The organism is Melioribacter sp., assembly GCF_049325435.1.
Taxonomy (GTDB): domain Bacteria; phylum Bacteroidota; class Ignavibacteria; order Ignavibacteriales; family Melioribacteraceae; genus Melioribacter; species Melioribacter roseus.
The window spans coordinates 286,533-308,274 of the sequence record NZ_JBMOLD010000002.1; the positions used below are offsets into that span (position 1 = coordinate 286,533).

The 21,742-nt window shown below is 42.0% G+C and carries 21 protein-coding genes; 13 read left to right on the forward strand and 8 right to left on the reverse strand.

Going from position 1 to position 21,742, the window contains the following annotated elements:
* The first annotated feature begins 22 nt into the window (after positions 1 to 22).
* Both ACOYVE_RS02800 and ACOYVE_RS02805 read left to right on the forward strand, forming a co-directional pair.
* Positions 23 to 691 carry a phosphatase PAP2-related protein gene (locus ACOYVE_RS02800; protein WP_422880714.1) on the forward strand — a complete coding sequence of 223 codons (669 nt, stop codon included), beginning with the start codon at positions 23 to 25 and terminating at the stop codon, positions 689 to 691.
* Between the two features lie 61 nt (positions 692 to 752).
* Positions 753 to 1,388 carry a cobalamin B12-binding domain-containing protein gene (locus ACOYVE_RS02805; RefSeq protein ID WP_422880715.1) on the forward strand — a complete coding sequence of 212 codons (636 nt, stop codon included), beginning with the start codon at positions 753 to 755 and terminating at the stop codon, positions 1,386 to 1,388.
* Here the strand turns inward: ACOYVE_RS02805 and ACOYVE_RS02810 are convergent.
* From ACOYVE_RS02810 to ACOYVE_RS02820, 3 genes are all read right to left on the reverse strand, one after another.
* Entirely contained in the window at positions 1,385 to 2,578 is a 1,194-nt protein-coding gene (locus ACOYVE_RS02810; RefSeq protein ID WP_422880716.1) for a M24 family metallopeptidase, read from the reverse strand. The genes ACOYVE_RS02805 and ACOYVE_RS02810 overlap by 4 nt on opposite strands.
* 83 nt (positions 2,579 to 2,661) lie before the next feature.
* A complete protein-coding gene (locus ACOYVE_RS02815; protein WP_422880717.1) occupies positions 2,662 to 4,161 on the reverse strand; it encodes a PAS domain-containing sensor histidine kinase in 1,500 nt (499 codons plus the stop codon).
* A gap of 126 nt (positions 4,162 to 4,287) precedes the next feature.
* Positions 4,288 to 5,286 (reverse strand): L-threonylcarbamoyladenylate synthase, encoded by a 999-nt coding sequence (locus tag ACOYVE_RS02820; RefSeq protein WP_422880718.1) that lies wholly within the window; start codon positions 5,284 to 5,286, stop codon positions 4,288 to 4,290.
* Between the two features lie 71 nt (positions 5,287 to 5,357).
* On the opposite strand from ACOYVE_RS02820, the gene hisN reads away from it, so the two are divergent.
* Entirely contained in the window at positions 5,358 to 6,131 is a 774-nt protein-coding gene (gene hisN / locus ACOYVE_RS02825; protein WP_014855382.1) for a histidinol-phosphatase, read from the forward strand.
* A 43-nt stretch (positions 6,132 to 6,174) separates the two neighbouring features.
* Positions 6,175 to 6,510, forward strand: coding sequence for a thioredoxin (gene trxA / locus ACOYVE_RS02830; protein WP_014855381.1), 336 nt, complete (start codon positions 6,175 to 6,177; stop codon positions 6,508 to 6,510).
* 82 nt (positions 6,511 to 6,592) lie between these two features.
* Here the strand turns inward: trxA and ACOYVE_RS02835 are convergent, their stop codons facing one another.
* Complete coding sequence (locus ACOYVE_RS02835; RefSeq protein ID WP_014855380.1) at positions 6,593 to 6,802, reverse strand: 4Fe-4S binding protein; 210 nt, start codon at positions 6,800 to 6,802, stop codon at positions 6,593 to 6,595.
* A gap of 254 nt (positions 6,803 to 7,056) precedes the next feature.
* Between ACOYVE_RS02835 and priA the strand changes: the two genes are divergently transcribed.
* Positions 7,057 to 9,534: a primosomal protein N' gene (gene priA, locus ACOYVE_RS02840; RefSeq protein ID WP_014855379.1), complete on the forward strand. Its 2,478-nt coding sequence runs from the start codon at positions 7,057 to 7,059 to the stop codon at positions 9,532 to 9,534.
* A 40-nt stretch (positions 9,535 to 9,574) separates the two neighbouring features.
* On the opposite strand, the gene ACOYVE_RS02845 is transcribed toward priA, so the two are convergent.
* Positions 9,575 to 10,402, reverse strand: a complete 828-nt coding sequence (locus ACOYVE_RS02845) for a YIP1 family protein (RefSeq protein ID WP_422880719.1) — start codon at positions 10,400 to 10,402, stop codon at positions 9,575 to 9,577.
* A gap of 228 nt (positions 10,403 to 10,630) precedes the next feature.
* Here ACOYVE_RS02845 and ACOYVE_RS02850 point away from each other — a divergent pair, with 228 nt between their 5' ends.
* From ACOYVE_RS02850 to amrB, 4 genes are read left to right on the forward strand one after another with little or no spacing between them, the layout of a single operon-like run.
* Positions 10,631 to 12,007: a tryptophanase gene (locus ACOYVE_RS02850; RefSeq protein ID WP_422880720.1), complete on the forward strand. Its 1,377-nt coding sequence runs from the start codon at positions 10,631 to 10,633 to the stop codon at positions 12,005 to 12,007.
* Positions 12,008 to 12,020: 13 nt separating this feature from the next.
* Positions 12,021 to 12,836, forward strand: a complete 816-nt coding sequence (locus ACOYVE_RS02855; protein WP_422880721.1) for a DUF4905 domain-containing protein — start codon at positions 12,021 to 12,023, stop codon at positions 12,834 to 12,836.
* Positions 12,837 to 13,400: an AmmeMemoRadiSam system protein A gene (amrA, locus tag ACOYVE_RS02860; RefSeq protein ID WP_014855375.1), complete on the forward strand. Its 564-nt coding sequence runs from the start codon at positions 12,837 to 12,839 to the stop codon at positions 13,398 to 13,400.
* Positions 13,397 to 14,212, forward strand: coding sequence for an AmmeMemoRadiSam system protein B (gene amrB, locus ACOYVE_RS02865; RefSeq protein ID WP_014855374.1), 816 nt, complete (start codon positions 13,397 to 13,399; stop codon positions 14,210 to 14,212). Before amrA ends, amrB begins: the two co-directional genes overlap by 4 nt.
* Here amrB and ACOYVE_RS02870 read toward each other — a convergent pair.
* Together ACOYVE_RS02870 and ACOYVE_RS02875 are read right to left on the reverse strand one after the other, a co-directional pair.
* A complete protein-coding gene (locus ACOYVE_RS02870; RefSeq protein ID WP_014855373.1) occupies positions 14,206 to 15,444 on the reverse strand; it encodes a DNA polymerase Y family protein in 1,239 nt (412 codons plus the stop codon). The two genes, amrB and ACOYVE_RS02870, sit on opposite strands and share 7 nt — an antisense overlap.
* A 70-nt stretch (positions 15,445 to 15,514) precedes the next feature.
* Positions 15,515 to 17,479: a transketolase C-terminal domain-containing protein gene (locus ACOYVE_RS02875; RefSeq protein WP_014855372.1), complete on the reverse strand. Its 1,965-nt coding sequence runs from the start codon at positions 17,477 to 17,479 to the stop codon at positions 15,515 to 15,517.
* Between the two features lie 209 nt (positions 17,480 to 17,688).
* On the opposite strand from ACOYVE_RS02875, the gene ACOYVE_RS02880 reads away from it, so the two are divergent.
* The 4 genes from ACOYVE_RS02880 to ACOYVE_RS02895 all read left to right on the forward strand — a co-directional run bounded on the left by ACOYVE_RS02880 (position 17,689) and on the right by ACOYVE_RS02895 (position 21,262).
* On the forward strand, positions 17,689 to 18,348 hold the full coding sequence (locus ACOYVE_RS02880) for a hypothetical protein (protein ID WP_014855371.1): 660 nt from the start codon (positions 17,689 to 17,691) through the stop codon (positions 18,346 to 18,348).
* A gap of 7 nt (positions 18,349 to 18,355) precedes the next feature.
* The gene (locus tag ACOYVE_RS02885; RefSeq protein WP_014855370.1) at positions 18,356 to 18,661 is read left to right on the forward strand and encodes a hypothetical protein; all 306 of its coding nucleotides are present in this window, start codon (positions 18,356 to 18,358) and stop codon (positions 18,659 to 18,661) included.
* A 14-nt stretch (positions 18,662 to 18,675) separates the two neighbouring features.
* Positions 18,676 to 19,185 (forward strand): hypothetical protein, encoded by a 510-nt coding sequence (locus ACOYVE_RS02890; RefSeq protein ID WP_422880722.1) that lies wholly within the window; start codon positions 18,676 to 18,678, stop codon positions 19,183 to 19,185.
* Between the two features lie 184 nt (positions 19,186 to 19,369).
* Positions 19,370 to 21,262 carry a sensor histidine kinase gene (locus tag ACOYVE_RS02895; protein WP_041355809.1) on the forward strand — a complete coding sequence of 631 codons (1,893 nt, stop codon included), beginning with the start codon at positions 19,370 to 19,372 and terminating at the stop codon, positions 21,260 to 21,262.
* On the opposite strand, the gene ACOYVE_RS02900 is transcribed toward ACOYVE_RS02895, so the two are convergent.
* A complete protein-coding gene (locus tag ACOYVE_RS02900) occupies positions 21,255 to 21,740 on the reverse strand; it encodes a hypothetical protein (protein WP_014855366.1) in 486 nt (161 codons plus the stop codon). The two genes, ACOYVE_RS02895 and ACOYVE_RS02900, sit on opposite strands and share 8 nt — an antisense overlap.
* Positions 21,741 to 21,742 lie beyond the last annotated feature (2 nt).

Sequence of the window (21,742 nt, forward strand, 5' to 3'; positions counted from 1 at the left end):
AAATGAGAAAATTTTCTTATTTTTGCCTCTGAAATTAAGCGAGGTAATATTGTCGATATCGAGAGAATTAAAAAACATCTGGCAACCCAAGCTGCTCAATAAAAGCTTTAGAAACAGATTTTTTCTTTCGATGGCAATATTGATTACGGTTCTTTTGAGTCTGGCAAAATTCTTGGTTTATAACGAGAAACGGCCCGGAACGGAAATTTACGACCCTGTGCTGACGCTTTTTACGCCGGTCGACGTAACATGGATTACTTTTTTTCTTCTTTATTTTTCGGTGATTGTAATGCTCGTCTGGTTGAGCTTTCATCCGGAAATTTTTTTGCTCGCAATCCAATCATACAGTTTTGTGGCTCTATTCCGTCTTATTACCATCTACCTGCTCCCGCTCGAAGCAATTCATACAATCATCCCTTTAAAAGATCCGTTCGTGGAATTCTTCGGCGACGGACATACTTTTTTAAAAGACCTCTTTTTTTCGGGACATACAGCCACAATGTTTCTCTTTTTTCTGGTTACCACAAACAAAAAACTAAAGAGAATATTTTTTGTAGTTACGATTCTCGTTGCAATTTGTGTGTTAATTCAGCACGTGCATTATACGGTTGACGTTTTTTCCGCTCCCTTTTTTGCTTATACTTCCTACAGATTGGCATTCCTGATAAACAGCCGCGACAGAAATTCTTAATCGAATTTGAATTTTTCTTACGTTGCCGTCGTTTAATAGTTATTCAAACAACGACGGTAAGATGATTACGGAAGGTATTTATTTCCATTATTTGAATTCATTGCTCGAAGGCGACAAAGCTGCATGTAAAAGCATAGTCGAAGAATTGCTTGCAGATGGAGAAAGCATTAAAGAGATATATCTGGGATTGTTTCAGAGGTCGATGTATCGAATCGGTCAAATGTGGGAAAGGGAAAGGTGCTCGATAGCAGACGAGCATATTGCAACAAAGATTACCGAAGCGCTGGTTGATTGGTCTATAGAAGCGTCGAAATGCAAAAACAAAAAAGACAAAAGCGTTGTGATTGCGTGTATCGACAAAGAGTATCACGAACTCGGGGCAAAAATGGTCGCCGGCTATTTCGAAATCAACGGTTGGAATTCGACATTCCTCGGTTCTTCCACTCCCCTCGGCGAGATTATCCGTTTGATCGGGAAAAAACAACCGGACGTAGTCGGTATTTCGATCAATTTTTATATGAATATTCCTCGACTGACAAAATTGGTTTCGATGATAAAATCGGATTTTCCCGAACAGGAAATTATAGTGGGCGGTCAGGCGCTTGCCGGCAAGGATATCAATAACCTCACCGGCTATAGCGATATTAAATATATAGCGTGTTTAAATCAGCTTGACGAATATCTGTCTCACTATTAACTTTTAATTATAAGCAATTCTTTCTGTCGTTCGGATAAAAATTCGCATCCGTCCGAATTTACGAGAACCATTTCTTCCACTGTGGCGATGCCGTATTTGTCCACGGTCAATCTCGGTTCTATTGTGAATACGTTGCCGGCTTCGATTTTTAGCGTTGGCAGATTTCCGTACCTTTCCCATTTCGGTCCGAGCAAAGCGCCTCCGTCGTGAACCGCTCTTCCTACCTGATGGCCAAGTCCGTGCGGGAATTCGTCGTATCCGTTGATTTGGATATAATTTCTCGCAATCTGATCGATTTCCCAGCCTTCTTTGCCCGGTTTTAATTCCCGAGCCGCTTTTGTTATCGATTCCACAATTACATTAAATCCTCTCGCTACTTCTTCCGGCGGATTGTCCTCGCCCGGTTTCAGAACGTACCATGTGCGCTGGAGGTCTGAGCAATAGCCGTTTATTTTAATTCCGAAATCCATGTTGATAATATGCCCCGGTTCAATGGCTCTGTCGGTAGGTCCTGAATGCGCTCCGGCGGTATCCGGTCCAGTAAATACGGAAGGACAGTATTCGCCGTCCCAAGCCAATTCGAATCCTCTTTCTTTAACGAGATTTTGGACGAATGCCGCGACCTGCTTTTCGGTAATTCCGGGTTTCAGAAATTTTGTAACTTCGTCGAATATTTTGAGCGTTTCGGCGATTGCCTCTTTAATCAGTTTAATTTCCGAAGGCGATTTTCTGCCGCGCAATGCGGCTACAATATCTTCCGACGAGACGAATTTCTTCGGATAGTCCGTCTCTTTGAATTGTTCCAGTAAATCAAGATATAAGCCGTGAGTAAGCCCGTCGGCGAGACTGGAATTAACCGAATAGTTAAGCGCAATTTTATTCGGCTTTATCGATTCGATAACGTCGGGAAATTTTTCTTTGATTGTTTTCAAATAAGGATGAATGTTCTTGTAGGTTCCTACGCTTTTCATATTTTCCAATTCGAGCGATCCGATAATAGCATGAGTGTCGCCGTTTTTTGTAATAATAAACGCCGATTGCCAAGTGGCGTTTGCGCCTACAATCATGTCGAGCATCGGGTCTCGCATATTTCCCGTCTCTCTGACGTAGGTCATCCACATGTCGATATTTTTCTCATTTAAAATTTTTGCCGCCTGATTGATTTTTTCCAGTATTAATTCTTTCTGCATTTGTGCCTCTGGTTTTGTAATTATCTTAATTTAAATTTATGAATAGAAATATTATCGGCAAAATTTATTCGGTAAAAATAAATTTAATTATGATTGGTAGCCGGAAGTGTAAAAGTAAACGTGGTTCCTTCGCCTACTCGGCTTTCAACGGAGATAGCGCCGCCGTTTTTTTCAACCATTTCTTTGCAGATTATTAAACCGAGCCCGCTCCCTTTTTCTTCGTTCGTGCCGTATGTGGAATGTTGTACGTCGAGACGGAATAATTTCGGAAGGTCTTCTTCTTTTATGCCTACGCCCGTGTCGCTGACGGAAACTTTAAAGAATTTGTCTTCTTTTTCGGCTTTCAATGTGATCTTGCCGCCGGGACGCGTGAATTTTATAGCGTTCGAAATAAGATTCTGAAGCACGGACGAAATCATATCCTCGTCCGCAAAAACCAATGCGTCGTTCGGTATTTCGTTGATGATATAAATATCCTTATTCTCGGCATTGTTGGACAATAACTTGATTACCCGCTCGGCTCTTTCGCGAAGTTTGAAATCGTGAGGTTCGTAATGAATTTTACCGGATTGAATTCTCGACCATTGTAACAGGTTTTCAAGTAATGCAAAGACATTCTGAGCGGCTTCGTTTATTTTATCGGCGAACATCACAATCTCTTCGCGGGTAAGGTCGTCGATATCGTCTCTGAGGAATTCGGAAAAACTGAGTAAAGCGCTGAACGGACTGCGCAGATCATGCGCAATGATCGAAAAAAATTTGTCTTTCGTAATAATCTGATTCTTTAATTCCTCTTCGGATTTTTTCAATTGTTTATTGACCGCTTCGAGCTGGAGCACCAGGTCTTTCAGTTTTTCTTCCTGTTCTTTGGCTTCTGTAATATCGCGAAGTATTCCTCGGTAGCCGACTATTTTTCCGTCTTTGTCCTTAACCGCAGTCGAAGTTTCCAGCACGGTGGCAATCTTGCCGTTGAGTTTCTTGATGCGCAATTCGAAATCTTTAACGAAACCGAATTTTTCCAGTTTCTTCTGAAATTCTTCTCTTATATGCGGATCGACATAGATATCGTTGACGATGTCGATTTTCCGGAGCATATCGTAAGAGTTGATTCCGAAGAATTCGAAACCCGCGGGATTCAAGTCGACGAATTGACCGTCAATCGTACTTTCGTAAACCACGTCTTTCAGTTCGAGGAAGAGTTCTCTGAACTTGCTTTCGGCTTCTCGTAATTTTTCTTCCGTTTCGATCAACTGAGTAAGGTCGCGGGCAATGCCTACATAAGCGACGGGATTGCCGTTTTCATCTTTGACAATCGACGTGCTCAGTTCGATTGTAAATTCGCTTCCGTCTTTACGTTTATTGATTATTCTGCCCCTCCATCCGCCTTGAAGCGTACTCGGATGAATTTGTTTTAATAATTCGGGGTCGTTTTTATCCGAGCGCAAAATATCGGTTTTCTGTCCTATTACCTCTTCCGGCTCGTAGCCGTATATTCTCGTAAAGGCTTTGTTTACGAAAATCAAACGGTCATTTAAATCCGTAATGCTAATCGATTCGTGAACGGAATTAATTGTATGCAGCATTAAATCTGCATCTTGGATATAATTCTGGACAGACCCCTGAGAAGAGTTGTCTTGTGACTTATTTTTATTCATCGAAAAAACTCAATGTCGGATTAAAATATAATAAATAAAGTTGTAAAAATAAATTTATATTTTATAACGCTCGGCGGCTCGTTTCAGTCTGTCCATTATTGCCAAACCGAGACCGGACGGCTCGACGGGCTCTGTTAATATCAAATCCACTTTCTCCTTTTCGAAATCGTGGAGGAACTTAAATAGATTTGCCGCCGCTTCGGCCATATTACCCGTTTCGCTCAATATTTTTTTTGAGTAAGAAGGCAGAATCGATTCGATTTCAGTATTGCTTTCTTTGAATAAGAGCAAGCCCGCTTTTCTATTTTTGAGCGAATTCAGAAAATTATTATTTGACATAATGGATTTATCAATAATGTAGAGCGGTATTTCAGGGGAGTAATGAAAAGGAAGTTGTCCGGGCGATTCGGGGGAGGTTTCGTTTTTGTCTCTTTTTTTCAAAACGCCTGTAATTTTTTCAATTTCTTCAATGGGAATTCCTCCGGGTCGAAGAATGGAGAAGATGCCGTCTCTGTAACCGATAATTGTGGATTCAAGACCCACTGCGCATTCCCCTCCGTCGAGTATGAAGAGATCGCTTCCCAATGATTTTTCAACGTGCTCGGCGTCTGTAGGGCTTAAGTGCCCGAATTTGTTGGCGCTCGGAGCCGCAATGGGACAACCCGATAATTCTATCAATTTCAAAGCAATTTCATTGCCCGGCATTCTGATTGCAACGGTGTCGTTCCCCGAAGTGACTATATCCGGCACTATTTCGTTCTTCGGCAGGACGAGAGTCAAAGGTCCCGGCCAAAATTTATCAATAAGTTTGTCGATAACAGGCTCTTCGTAAAAAACGTAATTTTTGAGAGCGCTTTTATCCGATATATGGAGAATAAGCGGATTAAAAGACGGCCGGTTTTTCTTTTCGAATATTTTAGCGACGGCAATCGGATTGAGTCCGTCGGCGCCGAGTCCGTATACTGTCTCTGTAGGAAAGGCTACGAGCTCTCCTTTTTTTATTAGCTCTGCCGCTTTTTGCAACGATTTGTCGTCGTATTTGTAGATGGGCATAAATTCATTAAATTTTAATGCGTAAAATAATAAGTTTACCGTTTAATTGATAATAAGCTACAGGACAAAAAATGCAAGAATTTTCTTTTCTTAAAAAATTCATTCGTCTTTTGGCCGACGAAAGCGGGGCTATAATAAAACAATATTATAAGACCGATATTAAGATCGAATCAAAAGAAGATGAAACGCCCGTTACAATTGCGGATAAAAAGTGCGAGGAGAGAATGCGCGAACTGATTATGAAGGAATTTCCCGACCATGGCATTCTCGGAGAAGAATTCGGCGAATTTAATCCGGACGCCGAATATAAGTGGATATTGGACCCTATCGACGGCACAAAAAGTTTTATTTGCGGCGTGCCGCTCTTCGGAACGCTGATAGCGCTTTTGAAAAACGGCGAGCCGATTTTGGGCGCGATAAATCATCCTGCGCTCAATGAATTTATTATCGGCGACAACGTCAGCGCCGAATGCAACGGCAAACCGGTCAAAATTAAGTTCAACGGCAATCTTTCGGAAGCGGTGTTGTTGACTACCGACCATAACAACGTCTCCAAGTACAGGGATGCCTCGGGATTCGAAATGCTGACCAAAATGGTTAAGCTTTATCGTACGTGGGGCGATTGTTACGGATATTCGTTGCTTGCGCAAGGGTATGCCGATATAATGATAGACCCGATGATGAGCAAGTGGGACCTGGCGGCGTTGATTCCGGTCGTCCGGGGCGCGGGCGGAAAAATATCCGATTTTTACGGCAACGACCCGATGAAAGGGGATAGTATTGTGGCTTCGAATAATTTACTCCATCCGAAAATTATTAAAATCCTGAATCCTTCGAATAATTGAATCATCTAATTCTTCGAATTAATAAAAAAATGGAGTAATATCTATGAACAATATTGTTGAAGGCACCGATTTCAATTTTCAGACAGAAGTGCTGCAATCCGACGTACCCGTATTGGTCGATTTCTGGGCGCCATGGTGCGGTCCGTGCCGAATGGTAGCTCCCGTAGTTGAAGAAATTGCAAACGAATTGAACGGTAAGTTAAAAGTGGTCAAAGTAAACACGGACGAAAATTACGGTGTGGCTTCGCAGTACGGAATTATGAGCATCCCGACGTTCGGTATTTTCAAAAACGGTAAAATGGTCGACGCTGTTGTAGGCGCGGTGCCCAAATACCATTTAATGTCCAAAATCGAACCCTATCTCGAAACTGCCAATTGACATAGACGGTTAATTTGTTATAAATAAAAAAACCCGATTGAAAAATCGGGTTTTTTGTTTAGGAGGTAGTATTGATATCTATTTAAGCTTCAACGATGGCGTCTACGGCGCATACTTCAACGCATGACTTGCAATCGTTGCACAATTCCGGGGCAATAAATGTATGATCTTCGGAAATTGGAGCTTTTGTTTCTCCGTTTACTGTGTATTCTTCGCCTGCATTGTAGATTGCGTTGTTTTCACATTCGTCCACACAGGCTGCGCAACTGATGCATTCGTCTGTAATAACCATAATAATTTCTCCTTTATTGAAAAATAACCGCTGAAGATTCATCAAAAATCTTGCCACTTGTTTTTGTCGGTGTACAATTAATTTTCGTCCAATTTTTTTTACAATTGATAAAATATCTCGAATGCCGCATAAATATTGAGAAAAAAAGATTTTCGTGTCTAATGTCAATATTGGACAAGTGGCTTTATAACGACAATGATTTATCCTTTTAATCCGTCTTTTTTTTATTTTGCGACATCATAAACTCGGGAAATATGTACGCTCAAATAGTTTTTCCGTTGCCCTTCAGAAACAGTTTTACTTATTCGGTGCCCCGGCTTCTGGAAAAGGACGTGAAAATCGGAACGAGGGTTGTAGTGCCTTTCGGCAGAAGGGTGCTTACCGGTTTTATAATCGCTCTCTCTGAATCGATAGATGAAAGTTCTAGCGGATTAGCCGACAAATCGAAGATTAAATCAATTAGGGATATACTGGACGACCAGCCGATTTTCGACTCGAAAATGCTCGAATTTTACCGTTGGATGTCGGATTACTATCTTTGCTCGCTGGGCGAGGCTCTGAAAACAATCGTCCCTTACGGCACGGACGTTGAATCGAAAAGGAAAATTGTATCCGATACTGAAATTTGCCGCTCGCTTTTAGCCGGCGAAAAAAATAAGAACTCGCTTAAGGCAAAAATCCTTTCGGCGCTTGCGGAAAAGGAATTGATTAATATTTCTTATCTGCAGAAAATCATAAAAAATAAAAATGTCTATTCGATTCTGAGAGATCTGGAAGACGCGGGCGCAATTACGATATTAAATGAAATAGCAGACGCAAAAGTAAGAGTAAAAAAAGCAAGATATGTTAGAATCGCATTACCGAGAGAAGCCATTTATGATTTGATGCCCGAAATCGAAAGAGCCGCGCCGAAACAGATGCTTATTCTTCTGGAACTCCTTTCTTCAGCGGAAGATAAACCGGCGGCGGAAATTTTGAAAAAAACAGGCTCGTCTTCATCGGCGTTAAACGGTCTTGTATCCAAAGGAATTGTCGAAATCTACGAAAAGGAAATTGAGAGAACTTTTAAGGAAAATTATGCCGAAGAGATGAAAGATATTGTGTTGAGCGTTAATCAGCGGAAGGCGGTCGAAGAGCTTAAAAAATCAAACGGTAAATTCGATGTGTTTTTGCTTTACGGGGTTACTGGCAGCGGCAAGACTCAGGTCTATATCGAAATAGCGGACGAAGTTGTAAAAAGCGGAAAAAATGTAATCATTCTTGTTCCGGAAATTTCATTGACGCCCCAGATAACCACTCGTTTCTATAACAAATTCAACGATAAAATCGCGGTATTTCACAGCCGTATGTCGCTCGGCGAAAGATACGATACATGGCGGGGAATACTCTCCGGCAAATATAGCATTGTTATTGGTCCGCGCTCGGCGCTCTTTGTCCCTTTAAAAAATCTGGGACTAATCGTAGTCGACGAGGAACACGACCAGAGTTATAAGCAATCCGACATGACTCCGAAATATAACGCTCGGGATGCCGCCGTTATGCTCGCTAAATTTAACGATTGCCCGGTTGTTCTCGGTTCTGCCACTCCGTCAATCGAAAGCATGTACAATGCGCAAAGCGGTAAGTATAAATTGATCGAACTTCCCGAGAGAATCGACAACGCGAAGTTGCCCGAAATTAAATTGGTCGACGTTACAATCGAAAAGAAAAAGAAAAAAATTGAAGGCATATTTTCGAATCTTTTGCTGGATGAAATCGGAAAGCGCCTCGAAAAAAAAGAAAATGTAATAATCCTTCAAAACAGACGCGGGTTTGCCACTCAGGTTTATTGCGACGATTGCGGCGAGGTAATTACATGCACCGACTGCACTGTATCGATGGTGCACCACATCAGCAAAAATATTTTACAATGCCATTATTGCGGAAATTCAATGCCTGTTCCGAAAGCATGCCCCGTTTGCGGTTCGGTGTCGTTGAAGTTTTTCGGTACGGGAACTCAACGCGTGGAAGACGAACTGGCATTTTATTTTCCGAACGCCAAAATCGAACGGGTCGATTCCGATTCGATATCGAGAAAAGGAGCCCTCTCGGAAATATTAAACGACTTTCGTAACGGCAGAATCGATATCCTGGTGGGAACGCAGATGCTTTCCAAAGGACTCGACTTTTCGAATGTAACGTTAGTGGGTGTCGTATCGGCGGAAACTTCTTTGTGGATACCCGATTTTCGCGCGGACGAAAGGACATTTCAACTTTTAACGCAGGTTTCGGGAAGAGCCGGAAGAAGCGACAAAAAAGGAGAGGTTATAATTCAAACTCAAAATTCGAAGAATTTTATTTTTCGCAAAGTGATCGATAACGACTATTACGGATTTTATAATGAAGAATTGGAATTGCGCCGCAAAGGCGAATATCCGCCATTTACGAGAATTGCCCTTGTGGAAATTAAAGATAAAAACGAAAGAAGAGCTCGAGCGGCGGCAAATGATTTCCATAAATATCTGGCAATGCACAAAAAGACAATAAATATTTCTCCGCCGAACGAAGCGATTATTTATAAGATAAAAGGATTTTACCGGTATCAGATTTTGGCCAGAAGTTTTAGAAACCAGGACCCTGCAGGCAGGCTGTTGAGATCCGCGATCTTCGACGCTTTAACAGAATTCAACCGGTTGTCCCGTCATAAAAATATTACTTTGATTGTTGATATCGATCCGCAGAGCATATTATAAAAAAGAGAGGCTGTAGTAAAGCTACAGCCTCGTTGAAAAATTATTGCTGCAGGAATCCAAGGAACGGCACGTTAGCCGCCAGCCACCAGAATATAAACCCTACTCCGATCCACAAACCGAATATCGTTGCAAAATACTTTCCTGTGTTTTCCGCATTGAACATTTTGGCGAGCGCTATACTGACGACGGCATAAAACCAGATCGAAAAGACGTCCACTCTAGATAAAAGGAAATAGAGAAATTTTGATTTGTCGATTTCCAGAATGGCGGCCAAACTTGTTGATGTGATGAACTTGTTTGTTACCAAAGCAATTATTACCATGGCAATAATTTGAATCACTATTATGTAATAAGGAAGACCGTATGCAGCCATCGTATCCTTGAATGTGCCGTCGCCTTTAAGCAGAAATTTGCACACAAGGAAATAAACTCCGGCTACAATGAAAAATGTTATAAATGTAATGAATACAATGCTAATGGCGGTAAAAATAATAGTCGTCGAGCCGCCCTGATCCATTCTTTCTCGGATTTGTTCCAGTTGCGCTTCTTTCTGTTCTTCCGTCATTTGTCCGCTCTGAACCGCTTCGTCAAAATTCTTTTCGATCTGAGCCATCTGTTTTTCGATAATCGAAAGTTTGATAGCCGGATTGCTCATCATGATTACATTCGACAAAACGGCTGCCACGATAACGATTAAAATGGGAATCAACCAATCGCTTGTTTTTGGCCCGGTTTTTTTCAATTTTTCAAATGTAACTGCGGGCTCTGAAAATACTCCTACAAGTTTGTCCGTATGACTGAATTCCATTTCCTCTTCTTCTTCGACCGGACTCATTTGGGGAACCTGATTGTCTTGTTTTTCATCCATATTGACGCTCCTTCTGGTTGTTAATTTATTGATTGATTAAAGATATCCTTTTACCAAAAGGGAAATTAGAACAGTTATTTGCCCCGAATTATTTATTGCAAAAAAAATAAGGGTTTACGACGGCATTTGCAAGGAATAATTTTTAATATGTCAGGGCATTTAAATCGGGAATATTCGTAATTTAGCGATAAAAGCTAATCACATAATTTCAGAAGGATTTTGCCCGTTATGAAAACAATAATCGAACCATTCAAAATTAAGACGGTAGAGCCGATCAGATTCACTTCAAAAGAAGAGCGCGAAAGGATTCTGAAAAACGCCGGTTACAATCCTTTTTTAATTAATGCCGAAGACGTTATTATTGATTTGCTGACCGACAGCGGCACATCGGCAATGAGTTCAGAACAATGGAGCGGCATAATGAAAGGCGACGAATCGTATGCCGGCGCCAAAAGCTTTTTCCGTTTCGAATCGGCAGTAAAAGAAATTACCGGCAACAAATACGTAATCCCGACTCATCAGGGAAGAGCCGCGGAAAAAATATTGTTTTCGATTCTCGGCGGCGAGGGGAAATATTTTATCAGCAATACTTTTTTCGACACAACGCGCGCAAATATCGAATTTACGGGAGCCGAAGCGGTCGATTTGCTGTGTCCCGAAGGAAAAAAGCCCGAAGTTGTCGCGCCCTTTAAAGGCAATCTCGATGTGGAAAAATTAAAAGCCTTTATCGAAGAAAAAGGAAAGGAAAACATACCGCTTGTGATGATAACCATTACAAATAATTCGGGAGGCGGTCAACCCGTGTCGCTCGAAAATATTAAACAGGTAAGAAAAGTATGCGACCGTTACGGCATTCCGCTCTTCTTTGACGCCTGCAGATTCGCCGAAAACGCCTACTTTATTAAAAAAAGAGAAGAGGGATATTCAAATAAGTCGGTAAGAGAAATTGTTAAAGAAATTTTCTCCTTTGCCGACGGAACCACAATGAGCGCAAAGAAAGACGCCCTTGTCAACATCGGCGGTTGGCTTTCGATGAATGACGACAATCTGGCAATGCAATGCAGAAATCTATTGATTGTAACCGAGGGATTTCCGACTTACGGAGGACTTGCAGGCAGAGACCTCGAAGCGATTGCTCAGGGTTTGGAGGAAGTGCTGGACGAAAATTATCTCCGCTACCGTATTCGCAGCACGGAATATCTCGGAGAAAAATTGACCGCCGCCGGCGTGCCGATTATTGAACCTCCCGGCGGTCATGCAATCTATATCGATGCCAAAAGATTTTTGCCCGATATACCGTCTGAACAATACCCCGGGCAGTCGATCGTTTGCGAACTCTATTTGGAAGGAGGCATCAGAAGCGTGGAAATCGGATCGGTTATGTTCGGCAAATACGACAAGAAAACCGGCCGGCTTATTCCCGCTATGATGGAGCTAGTCCGTCTTGCAATCCCGAGACGCGTCTATACTCAAAGCCATATCGATTATGTGGCCGAAGTGGTTATCGAAACGTTTAACAAGCGCGATAAATTAAAAGGCTATAAAATAACTTACGAAGCCCCCATGCTGCGGCATTTTACCGCGCGATTCGAACCGGTCATTTAACGCGGAGAAAATTATGAATATCAATATACATTTTACGGTAAAATCGAATTGGCAAATCTGGAGAATACTTATTTCCGAAAGCGATTACCTGGTGCTCGAATCGAGAGACAAAGACACCAAGGAAGCGTCTTTCCATTCTTATCATTTGGAAACCGGCAAGCCTCTTTTTGAAAATTTCCAGCCGGACGAAAAATATTATGTCGGTATCGAAACAATTTATAAAGATATTCTTTACTTCCATAAATATCCCAAACCCGACTTACCGAACCATAAAGGGATTGCGGCTTTTGATATCGTAACTTCCGAAATGCTGTGGGACAACGAGGAATATTCGTTCCTTTTTGCTCACAATGAAAAACTCTATTGCTTCAAACAAGGATTCGACGAAAGATACTTTTATACAGTCGATTATAAGACCGGCGAAATGCTGGAGGATATTGGCAGCGACTACCGGAAAATAAACGCGCTCCGGATGGAAGCCGACCGACAAAACAATTTTGACGACTATATTTTTCCGAAACTCGATTTTGATGAATCCGAGTTCAAACCGCTTATTCTCGATAACCTTAAAAATCCCGAAGTCCACGGCAATATCGAATATGCAACCTTCGATAATTTATTGATGTTTAATTACCATTTGAAAGAAGGCGGGGAATTTTACACGAATTATTTCAGAATTATCGACCTGAAGAATCATAATACGCTCTTTGAAGAAGCGTTGAACAAAAAATCCGGCTCGCTCTTTACCGACTCTTTCTTTATCTATAAAAATTATTTGATTCTGTTGAAAGAAAAAAACGGTTTGATTATTTACAAACTGGAGATGTAAATGGAACTGAGCAAGGAAGAAAAAAGGATGTTGCTCAATGCGGCAAGGAAATCCATCGAATCGATTTTTACCGGTGAAGAACCGCCTAAGTGCGACTATTCAAAATATCCGTCCCTGAAAAAAGAATCGGGAGCGTTCGTTACTTTAACCGAAAACGGCATGTTGCGCGGTTGTATCGGATATATTACATCCGATAAACCGTTGTACGAAACTGTTTGCGAAGCCGCAATTCATGCGGCTCAGAACGATCCGCGTTTCGAACCCGTGCGCCGTACAGAATTACCTCTTATTCATATTGAAGTCTCCGTTTTGTCCGAGCCTTTCCCGATTGACAATTACGACGATATTGTGCTTGGCAAGCACGGTTTGATTGTGGAAGAAAAAGGAAGGCGCGGATTATTGCTGCCGCAGGTGCCCGTCGAATATAATATGAATAAGGAACAATATCTCGAGGCTCTTTGTCAAAAAGCGGGTCTGCCGTCCGATTATTGGAAAGTAAAACAGCTCAATCTTTACGCTTTTACTGCAGACGTGTTCAGCGAAGACGAGTTGGAGGAAAAATGAAAAAAGTAAGACAACCGGCAGTGGCTGGAATGTTTTATCCTTCATTGCCCGAAGAACTTGCCGACGAGATCAATGAAATGCTCGATAATGCGGGTACGGAAGAAGCGCCGGAAAATTTATACGGAATTGTGGTTCCGCATGCAGGATACATTTATTCCGGCCAAACAGCGGCTAAAGCATACAAACTCCTCAAGGATAAAAAGTACAAAACCGTTGTAGTAATTTCTCCGAGCCACCGTGAATATTTCCCCGGAATTTCGGTTTTTGACGGCGACGCATATCTTACCCCGCTGGGTGAAATTGAAATCGATTCTGAAATGAGGGACAGAATCGCCGAAGGAAGCAAAATTATTTTTAAAGGCGTCAACGGGCATCGGAGCGAACATGCTCTCGAAGTTCAATTGCCGTTTCTTCAGGTAGCGCTCGGCGATTTCAAATTGCTCCCGGTGGTAATGGGCGACCAGAGCAAGCTTTTTGTGGACGAACTTTCGGAACGGTTGAGCGATGTCGTCGATGAAAACACTCTGATTGTATCGAGCTCCGACCTTTCGCATTATTATTCCAAACCGGTTGCGGAAAAACTCGACTCGATAATTGTAAATCGTATCAATAATTTCGATTATAACGGACTGATGAACGACCTGGAGGAAAACAGATGCGAAGCTTGCGGAGGCGGCGCGATCGTTAGTTTAATGAAAAGCGCCGATATCCTAAACCGAAAAAACGCAAAGGTGCTGGCGCGTACCGATTCGGGAGATATTACGGGCGATTCGAAAGAAGTTGTGGGATACCTTTCGGCTATAGTTTATTGATTCGATTCGATGTCGTCGTCTTCCAATTCTACATTCGGAATTTGAGTAAAGGCTATTCTCATGGGCGCCGAGTTGACTGCTTCGTGCGAGCCTGCAAAATAGGCGGCGCCGTAACCGTACTTTTTATTCAGAAAATCGAGCGCGCTGTGCAACGATTTTGTCTTTTCGTAATTTTCGAAAAATGAAAGCGTAAATTGATTTTCGGGCAACAAATTATAAAGAGTGACGGCTACGGCAATCGGCTTTTCGCGCGTCTCCGGATAAAAACTCCACATCTTTTCGAATGCTTCTATGAACGACAAAGTATTTTGAGTGTGAGGAAACGAAATTTCATTTCTCCATTTTTTGCCGTTCAGATATTTTACTTTTATCGACATCGTTCCCGCTGTGTAATGCATATAGCGTAAACGAACGGCGGCTTTTTGCAGCAGACGATGCAATACGGCGTAAGCGCCGTTTTTATTTCTGAATTCGGGAGACATTACGTGCGAGTGTCCCACGGTAGTGCGATGCGTCGGAGGGCGTTTCACTGCCTCGCCTCTGAGCTGCATATACATTCTTTCCCCTTCGATTCCGCCCCATATTTTTCTTAAAGTGGATTTGCTCGCTTTGCATAATTTTTCAACCGTGTCGATGCCGAACTTTCTGAGTCGCGGTTCCATTCTTCTGCCAATGCCCACCAGGTCGTTTAATTTCAAAGAAAATAAAATATCGGGCAGGTCTTTTTCTTGAATAACAACCAAGCCGTCGGGCTTTTGCATGTCGGTCGCAGTTTTGGCAAGATATTGATTCGGCGCCAATCCGATAGAACACCTGAGATATCCGCCGACATTTTTATAAATGGTTTCTTTGATTTTTTTTGCAAGGGCTATGGCGTTTTCCGGCTCCTGCTGCTTCCCGATTAAAGTGCACGAAACTTCGTCTATCGAATAAACTTTGTCTATCGGAATACACGATTCGATTGCCTCGATTAGACGATCGTGGTATTCGATATATATCCTGTGACGAGCCGGAACTATTTGAAGGTCGGGGCAGATTTTTTTTGCTTCGTAAACGGGCGTTCCGGTTTTTATGCCGTATTGTTTGGCTTCGTAGCTAGCAGCGATGCAACATGTAGTATCCGCTTTTACCGGGACTACAGCTACCGGTTTGCCCCTCAAATGGGGATACTGTTGCTGCTCGCAGGAGGCAAAGAATGCGTTGAAATCCAGAAAAAGATTCCTCAATGGCATATTAATACCGGAAATTAATGGTAAGAATTCAGTACGGTTAAACTTATTCAAGTTATTTAAGAAATTCAAATCACTGCGGAGCTTCGGAGCTGTAAAAATTTTCACCCCTCTTTTCAACGAGATTTCGGTAGCCCGAAATTCTCCCTGCAAGCGATAGACCGTCCAATTCATGATATTTCAACACTTCCTCGGGAGCGCCGCACTCGGGATAATCGTTCAATCCGATTTTCTCGAACAATTTCCCTTTGAAATGATGCACTGCTGCCAATGCGTCGAGTATCCTGTCGCCCAGTCCGCCCGTTGCGGAGTGATCCTCGAGAACGTATATCTTTTTATACTTGTCCGTTATGGCTGCAATCCAGTCGAGATCGATTTTATTTAGCCACGGCATATTGACCACTTTAAGACCGAATCCGGATTTTTTCAAAATTTCGGAAGCCGTCAATGCCTCGTGCAGCATAACGGGACCGTAAGCGAAAATAACGGCGTCGTCTCCTTCCGTCAATTCGGTTCCTATGCCGATTCTAAATTGATAATTGTCCGGCAGCTCGATATTCCTCGGCGAAGGACCGATTACGAGTCGAAGCGCGCAATTTTCATTGGCTTCGTTAATGCAATATTCCACCGCTTTTTTAGTTTCGAATGCATTGCACGGTTGAATTATTGTAATGTTCGGAAGATTTCCAAGCAGAGCAATATCGCGTATGCTCTGATGCGATTTTCCGGGACCTGCTGGAATTATTCCCGCGAAGTGGCAGACGTAGATTATTTTTGTTTTCTCGCCCGCATTGTTATAAATTTGCTCGTTAGCCCTGGCTGCAAGAAAACTTGCAAACGAATTAACAACGGGTATTAGTCCCATCCTTGCCAGTCCGCCGGCTGTCGAAACCATATCCTGTTCGGCAATTCCGTTTTCGATAAATCTTTCCGGGTATGCATATTCGAATTTTCTGAGTTTACAATCAGCCGACAAATCGCCGTCGAGGACGATGATGGCTGGATTGTTCTTGGCAAGTTCCACCAAGGCGTCGCCGAAAGCGTCGGTGACAAATTCCTTTGACGATTTAAACGAAACTTTTTCTTCGGGAGTATTTTCCGGAATCTCGATTTCAATATTCAAAGCCGCGGCTAATTTTCTTATCGAGTCGCTCAGTTCTTTAAGTCCTTTTACGTAACTGTCGTTATCGGGCGCCCCGCTGTGCCATTTGTAATAAGTTTTTCCGGATACGGTTTCCGTAACGGGTTTTTCCATAAAAGATACGCCCCTGCCTTTAATCGTATCGGCAATAATCATTTTGGGTTTATCTTTAACTTCCTTTATCTCGCTAAACGCTCTTTTCAGTTCTTTGAAATCGTGACCGTTAATTCTAATTACATGCCACCCGAAAGCTTTGACTTTTTCAGTAACGTCTTCGATGTTGTTAACTTCCGATACTAGCATGTCGGTTTGATATTTATTGTGATCCATAACGGCGATTAAATTGTCGATACGCTGGTGAGCCGCAGCTTGAAGCGATTCCCATATTTGTCCCTCCTGAAATTCGCCGTCGCCCGTTAATACGTAAACGTTGCCTCCGCATTTCTTATATTTTTTTGCCCATGCCATTCCTTTGCCTTTTGAAATACCCATGCCGAGCGAACCGGTGCTTGCTTCGATTCCGGGTATTCGAACTTCGGGATGACCGTCCAATCCGTTGAGTCTTCGGAGCTTCAATAATTTCTCTTCGGGTAATATGCCGACCGAATGGAGAAATGAATAAAGCCCGGGAACGTCGTGTCCCTTGGAAGAAAAATAGATGTCCCGGTTGTCGTTTTCCCAACCCACATTCAGAACGTTCAATTCATTTAAATAAAGGTAAGCGACTATATCCAACGAGCTGAAAGAAGAACCGAGGTGCCCTGAACCCGCTTTTTTTACTGCCACAAGAGTGTTATATCGGCACATTTCCGCATAGAGCCGCATTCTGAGTTCCCAATCGCCTTCGTGATACCGTACTTTGTCGAATTCTTCTTTCTTAATGATTTTGTATGGCATGGCGCTCCTTAAATTGGATTATTCCAAAAACAAAGTTATAGGTTTTAGGAGAAACTATAAAATAAAATTAATGTTAAATTTAAGAAGCCGACGGTCGGCGGATATTTTTCTTGATAAATTCCGGCGATGTTTATAACTTCGCCTTTGACCGATATACTCACTTGCGGTTTCCTCCATTATTTCCTTCGTTCAGAAAATACGGGCTACGGATGAAAACGGCTGAAGTAATTAAACCGTTGTCTGCGGTATTTGCCGCGTTATTGATGTTGGCGTGCAGCTCGGTCCCAAAAGAAACGATTGAACTCAATTCTACAATCGGAAGGGACATTGGCGCAATCCGCTCTGCCCATTTAGAGACAGTCCGTTTATACTACAATCGTATCGAAGATGAAATCAACGAATTCATCGACGAGGTATATTTGCCGTATACGGTAGATAATTTAACGCGCGAATTCGGCAATGAAATTTTCGAAATCGATTCGACTACGGGCGAGCCCGGATTGAATTATGAACTGACAAAAATTTTAATAGAGGAAATTTCGAAAGAAGTGGAAAGTTACAGACGTTCGAAATTAAAACCCGTAAGAGCGCAGAGGGACAGCGTCCTGAGTTTGCTCGACAGCGCATATCAAAAAATTATCTACGCCAATTCGATTGTTACCGGCTACCTCGGGTCTATTGTAAAAGTAAAAGATTTGCAGAATGAATTAATCGCTATGGCAGGACTCGGTAATTTGGGAGTGGAGGCGGGTAAACAAATTTCAGCTCTTTCGGAAAAAATAAGCGAACTGAAGAAAAAACTCGAAGCCAAAGACGAAAACGTTGAAAATATTATAAAAGAATTCGAAGAATTAATTAATCCGGAATGAGGGTTATATGAGCAAAAAAGCCGACGATTTCCGAAAGAGGGTAAGAAGAAAAGCGCGCGAAAGCAGAGAGGCTTTCGAAGGGAAATACAAAGAAGAATTAGATGAACTTTTGGGATTGTCAAAAAAGGAGATTGAAAAAATACTTCCCGAAACATCCGACATGCAAATTTATGAGCAATTGATCACGATAGTTAAAGAAGCTTCGAGAATAAATTTGAATCAGGCGGAGCTCAAAAAGAATATCGAAGAACTTGGCAAAACCGCCGTGGAGATTGCTAAAAAAATTCCTTCTCTTGCAAAGTTGTTTATTTAAAGCGAGAGGTTAAAATGAGCGAACAAGAAAACGAAATACTGTCGTTAGACGCCGAACAAAGAAAAAAAGCTAACGAATTTATCGTAAAACATTTGCAAAATTCGATGCTCGAGGGAAAGACGGAAATTCATAATCTACGTTTCAAATTGAGCGCGACATATTGGATTATTGTGGCGCTTTCAATCGTAATGTTCATACTGGGAGTATTGTTGCTTAGCGTTCCGCTGAGAGGCAATGTCGACGAGATTCAGTCTTTGGTTGCGGGCGGATTGGGGCTGGCAGACCTTACAGCTCTCTTTTTGTTCAAACCGATCGAACGGATTCACAAATTGATGGGCGATATGAGTCAGATAGTTATTGCGTTGAACGGTTATCAAACACAGGTGGGTTTAAGATTGATGGAAATGGACTCTACGAACAGAAAAGCAATTGGAGAAGCTGCGGGCTATATAAGCGACGCAGCCAGAGAAAGCATAAAAATTATTCAGGACTATTTTGAAAGCGCCGCGGCAAAAACGGTTTAAGACGGCAAAAGGAAAAAATATTTAAAAAAGCCCTCAAATCTTCTTATATTTGAATGCACGAATAACCATTTGGGGGAAGTTCTTTAAACAGAGGGTTGTATACTCGATTATGATATTTTTTATTTTACTAATTCACGCCGCTATGGGGTGGGCACAGCCGAATTTAGATAGCCTCAAGAGAAGTATGTCCGACCAACCCGATTCTTTAAAAGTCGTTATGTTAACGGATGTTTGTTGGAACGAAAGAGCGAGCAATCCCGAATTGGCAATTCAAGCCGGCGAAGAAGCAATCCGGATTGCACAAAAAATAGACAACAAACCTCTTCAAGCGCGCGCAATGAACTTGCTCGGAGTGGTTTACAGAAACAGAGGAAATTACGCCAGGGCAATCGATTATTACAAAAAAGCGTTAATACTTGCCGAGCAGGTTAATGATTCGCTTCAAATTGGTTATTCTTATAATAATATTGGCGGCATTTACAGAATTCAGGGGAACAATCCTCTCGCGCTCGAATATGTGCTCAACGGCTTGAAGATATTTGAAAAAATCGGCGACAAACGTGGAATGGCATTCTGCACTATCAATGTCGGTTTGATCTATAAAAACCAGAAAAATTATGAAAAAGCTCTCCAATATCTGAATAGAACGATCGAACTGAGAGAAGAGATCGAGGACGAAGATGGCAAAGCGCTTGCCATGAATTTAATTGCCGAAATTTATAAAGAACAAAACAGGCTGGACGAAGCGCTCGGGTACTATCAAAACCTGGAGAGAATCTATAAATCAAACGGGAGTAAAACCGGACTGGCTTCCGTCTGGGGCGGAATAGCAGACATCTATTTTGAAAAAAGGGAGTATGAACGTTCTCTGGATTTAAGGCAGAAGGCATTGGATTTGTCGCGCGCCTCTAATTCGATCGAAGGAATTGCCACAAACCTGAGCAACATATCGCTTATCTATTATAAACTGGGCAATAAGTCGAAAGCCGACGAGACAATGAACGAGGCTTTGAGATTGGCCGAGAAATATAATATAGCCTACATAACGCTCGAATGTTACGAAAACGCGACAAAACTTTCCGAAATGAAAGGCGATTTCAAAACCGCGTTGAACTATCACAAAAAACTGACGGACATTAAAGATTCAATAATCAACAGAAAAAGTCTAGCCGTTGTGAGAGCTCTCGAATCGATTTATGAAAACGAGAAACAAAAAAAAGAAAACGAACTGCTTATAAAAGATATTGAATTTGCCGACAGGCAGCGCAAATTGCTTCTTATTATTACCCTGCTCATTTTACTGACGGCGGTAGTTATTTATAACAGGTACAGAGCTAAGAAAGTCGCCGCCGAAGAGTTGGCGGAACTTAATAATATGAAGGACACTTTTTTCAGAATTCTTGCTCACGACCTTAAATCGCCTTTCAATACGATATTTGTTTATACAAATTTCTTGATAAGTCATTACGACGAAATAGACGACGGCGAAAGGAAACAATTCATCGAAAGCATCGAGAGGGCGGCAAAGAGCAACTATCAGCTTCTGGAAAATCTGCTTATGTGGTCGCAAGCTCAAATGGGCAAACTCGAAATGCAGATGGTGAACATCGACCTTTACGAAGTAGTCAAAACAAATTTTTTCCTTCTTGAAGAAGTGGCAAAAAGCAAGGAAATTTCGCTCGAAACCTCGATCGAGCCGGGAATCGAAGTATGGGCGGACGAAAACATCCTGAACACGGTCTTCAGAAATCTGATTTCCAACGGAATTAAATTTTCGACCAAAGGCGGTAGAATTTTTATTGAAGCGATAAAAGAAGATAACATGGTTAAAGTGACCGTGGCAGACAACGGTATCGGTATGGATAAAGAAACCATGGATAAACTTTTTGTTCGCAATACAAGGGTCAGTAAAACCGGCACCTCCGGCGAAAAAGGAAGCGGGTTGGGTCTCCTGCTCTGTAAAGATTTTATCGAAAAATTGGAAGGCAAAATTTGGGTTGAGAGCGAACTCGACAAAGGAAGCAAGTTTATATTTACTCTGCGACTTTACAACAACCAAAACGGACAGTCTATTTAAGCGACTCCGCAATCATTTCCTGAACTTTATTCAACTCGTCTTCGCCGGCTTTATTTCCGGAATATCCGGTTATTTCATAATAATTCGAATTAACTTTTTTGATTATAACTCTCCCTTTAATTCCTTGCGGAGCGACGAACCTGTAAAGGGCATAACGCCGCGTAAATGTTATATCTGAAAAGCCGTTGAAATTTTTTCCGAAATTGAGTTTTAAAAAATATCTGCTTAAAGTCGCCATCTCGTCAAGCGGGAGTTCGGTATTCGTGTTTATTCTGTTTATCAATATAAACGCGTTGCGAGATTTGTTGGTAAGCATTACGGATTTGCTGCGTTGCGCGGAATTTGTATCGAAAACGAGCCAGCCTTCGGGCACATAGAAAGAATAGTCGTTGTGCGTAATTCGGATTGTTTTGACTGAAACTTCTTTGGCTGAGCATCCTGCCAGAAACAAAATTAAAATCAATATTATATTACGCATTC

Bases quoted from the DNA above. Each gene is read 5' to 3' on its own strand.
- ACOYVE_RS02835 (WP_014855380.1), bottom strand. From the start codon at position 6,802: ATGGTTATTACAGACGAATGCATCAGTTGCGCAGCCTGTGTGGACGAA.
- ACOYVE_RS02900 (WP_014855366.1), bottom strand. From the start codon at position 21,740: ATGCGTAATATAATATTGATTTTAATTTTGTTTCTGGCAGGATGCTCA.
- trxA (WP_014855381.1), top strand. From the start codon at position 6,175: ATGAACAATATTGTTGAAGGCACCGATTTCAATTTTCAGACAGAAGTG.
- ACOYVE_RS02845 (WP_422880719.1), bottom strand. From the start codon at position 10,402: ATGGATGAAAAACAAGACAATCAGGTTCCCCAAATGAGTCCGGTCGAA.
- ACOYVE_RS02875 (WP_014855372.1), bottom strand. From the start codon at position 17,479: ATGCCATACAAAATCATTAAGAAAGAAGAATTCGACAAAGTACGGTAT.
- ACOYVE_RS02805 (WP_422880715.1), top strand. From the start codon at position 753: ATGATTACGGAAGGTATTTATTTCCATTATTTGAATTCATTGCTCGAA.
- ACOYVE_RS02880 (WP_014855371.1), top strand. From the start codon at position 17,689: ATGAAAACGGCTGAAGTAATTAAACCGTTGTCTGCGGTATTTGCCGCG.
- ACOYVE_RS02870 (WP_014855373.1), bottom strand. From the start codon at position 15,444: ATGCCATTGAGGAATCTTTTTCTGGATTTCAACGCATTCTTTGCCTCC.
- ACOYVE_RS02895 (WP_041355809.1), top strand. From the start codon at position 19,370: ATGTCCGACCAACCCGATTCTTTAAAAGTCGTTATGTTAACGGATGTT.
- ACOYVE_RS02890 (WP_422880722.1), top strand. From the start codon at position 18,676: ATGAGCGAACAAGAAAACGAAATACTGTCGTTAGACGCCGAACAAAGA.
- priA (WP_014855379.1), top strand. From the start codon at position 7,057: ATGTACGCTCAAATAGTTTTTCCGTTGCCCTTCAGAAACAGTTTTACT.
- amrB (WP_014855374.1), top strand. From the start codon at position 13,397: ATGAAAAAAGTAAGACAACCGGCAGTGGCTGGAATGTTTTATCCTTCA.
- hisN (WP_014855382.1), top strand. From the start codon at position 5,358: ATGCAAGAATTTTCTTTTCTTAAAAAATTCATTCGTCTTTTGGCCGAC.
- amrA (WP_014855375.1), top strand. From the start codon at position 12,837: ATGGAACTGAGCAAGGAAGAAAAAAGGATGTTGCTCAATGCGGCAAGG.
- ACOYVE_RS02885 (WP_014855370.1), top strand. From the start codon at position 18,356: ATGAGCAAAAAAGCCGACGATTTCCGAAAGAGGGTAAGAAGAAAAGCG.
- ACOYVE_RS02815 (WP_422880717.1), bottom strand. From the start codon at position 4,161: ATGCTGCATACAATTAATTCCGTTCACGAATCGATTAGCATTACGGAT.
- ACOYVE_RS02820 (WP_422880718.1), bottom strand. From the start codon at position 5,286: ATGCCCATCTACAAATACGACGACAAATCGTTGCAAAAAGCGGCAGAG.
- ACOYVE_RS02810 (WP_422880716.1), bottom strand. From the start codon at position 2,578: ATGCAGAAAGAATTAATACTGGAAAAAATCAATCAGGCGGCAAAAATT.
- ACOYVE_RS02850 (WP_422880720.1), top strand. From the start codon at position 10,631: ATGAAAACAATAATCGAACCATTCAAAATTAAGACGGTAGAGCCGATC.
- ACOYVE_RS02855 (WP_422880721.1), top strand. From the start codon at position 12,021: ATGAATATCAATATACATTTTACGGTAAAATCGAATTGGCAAATCTGG.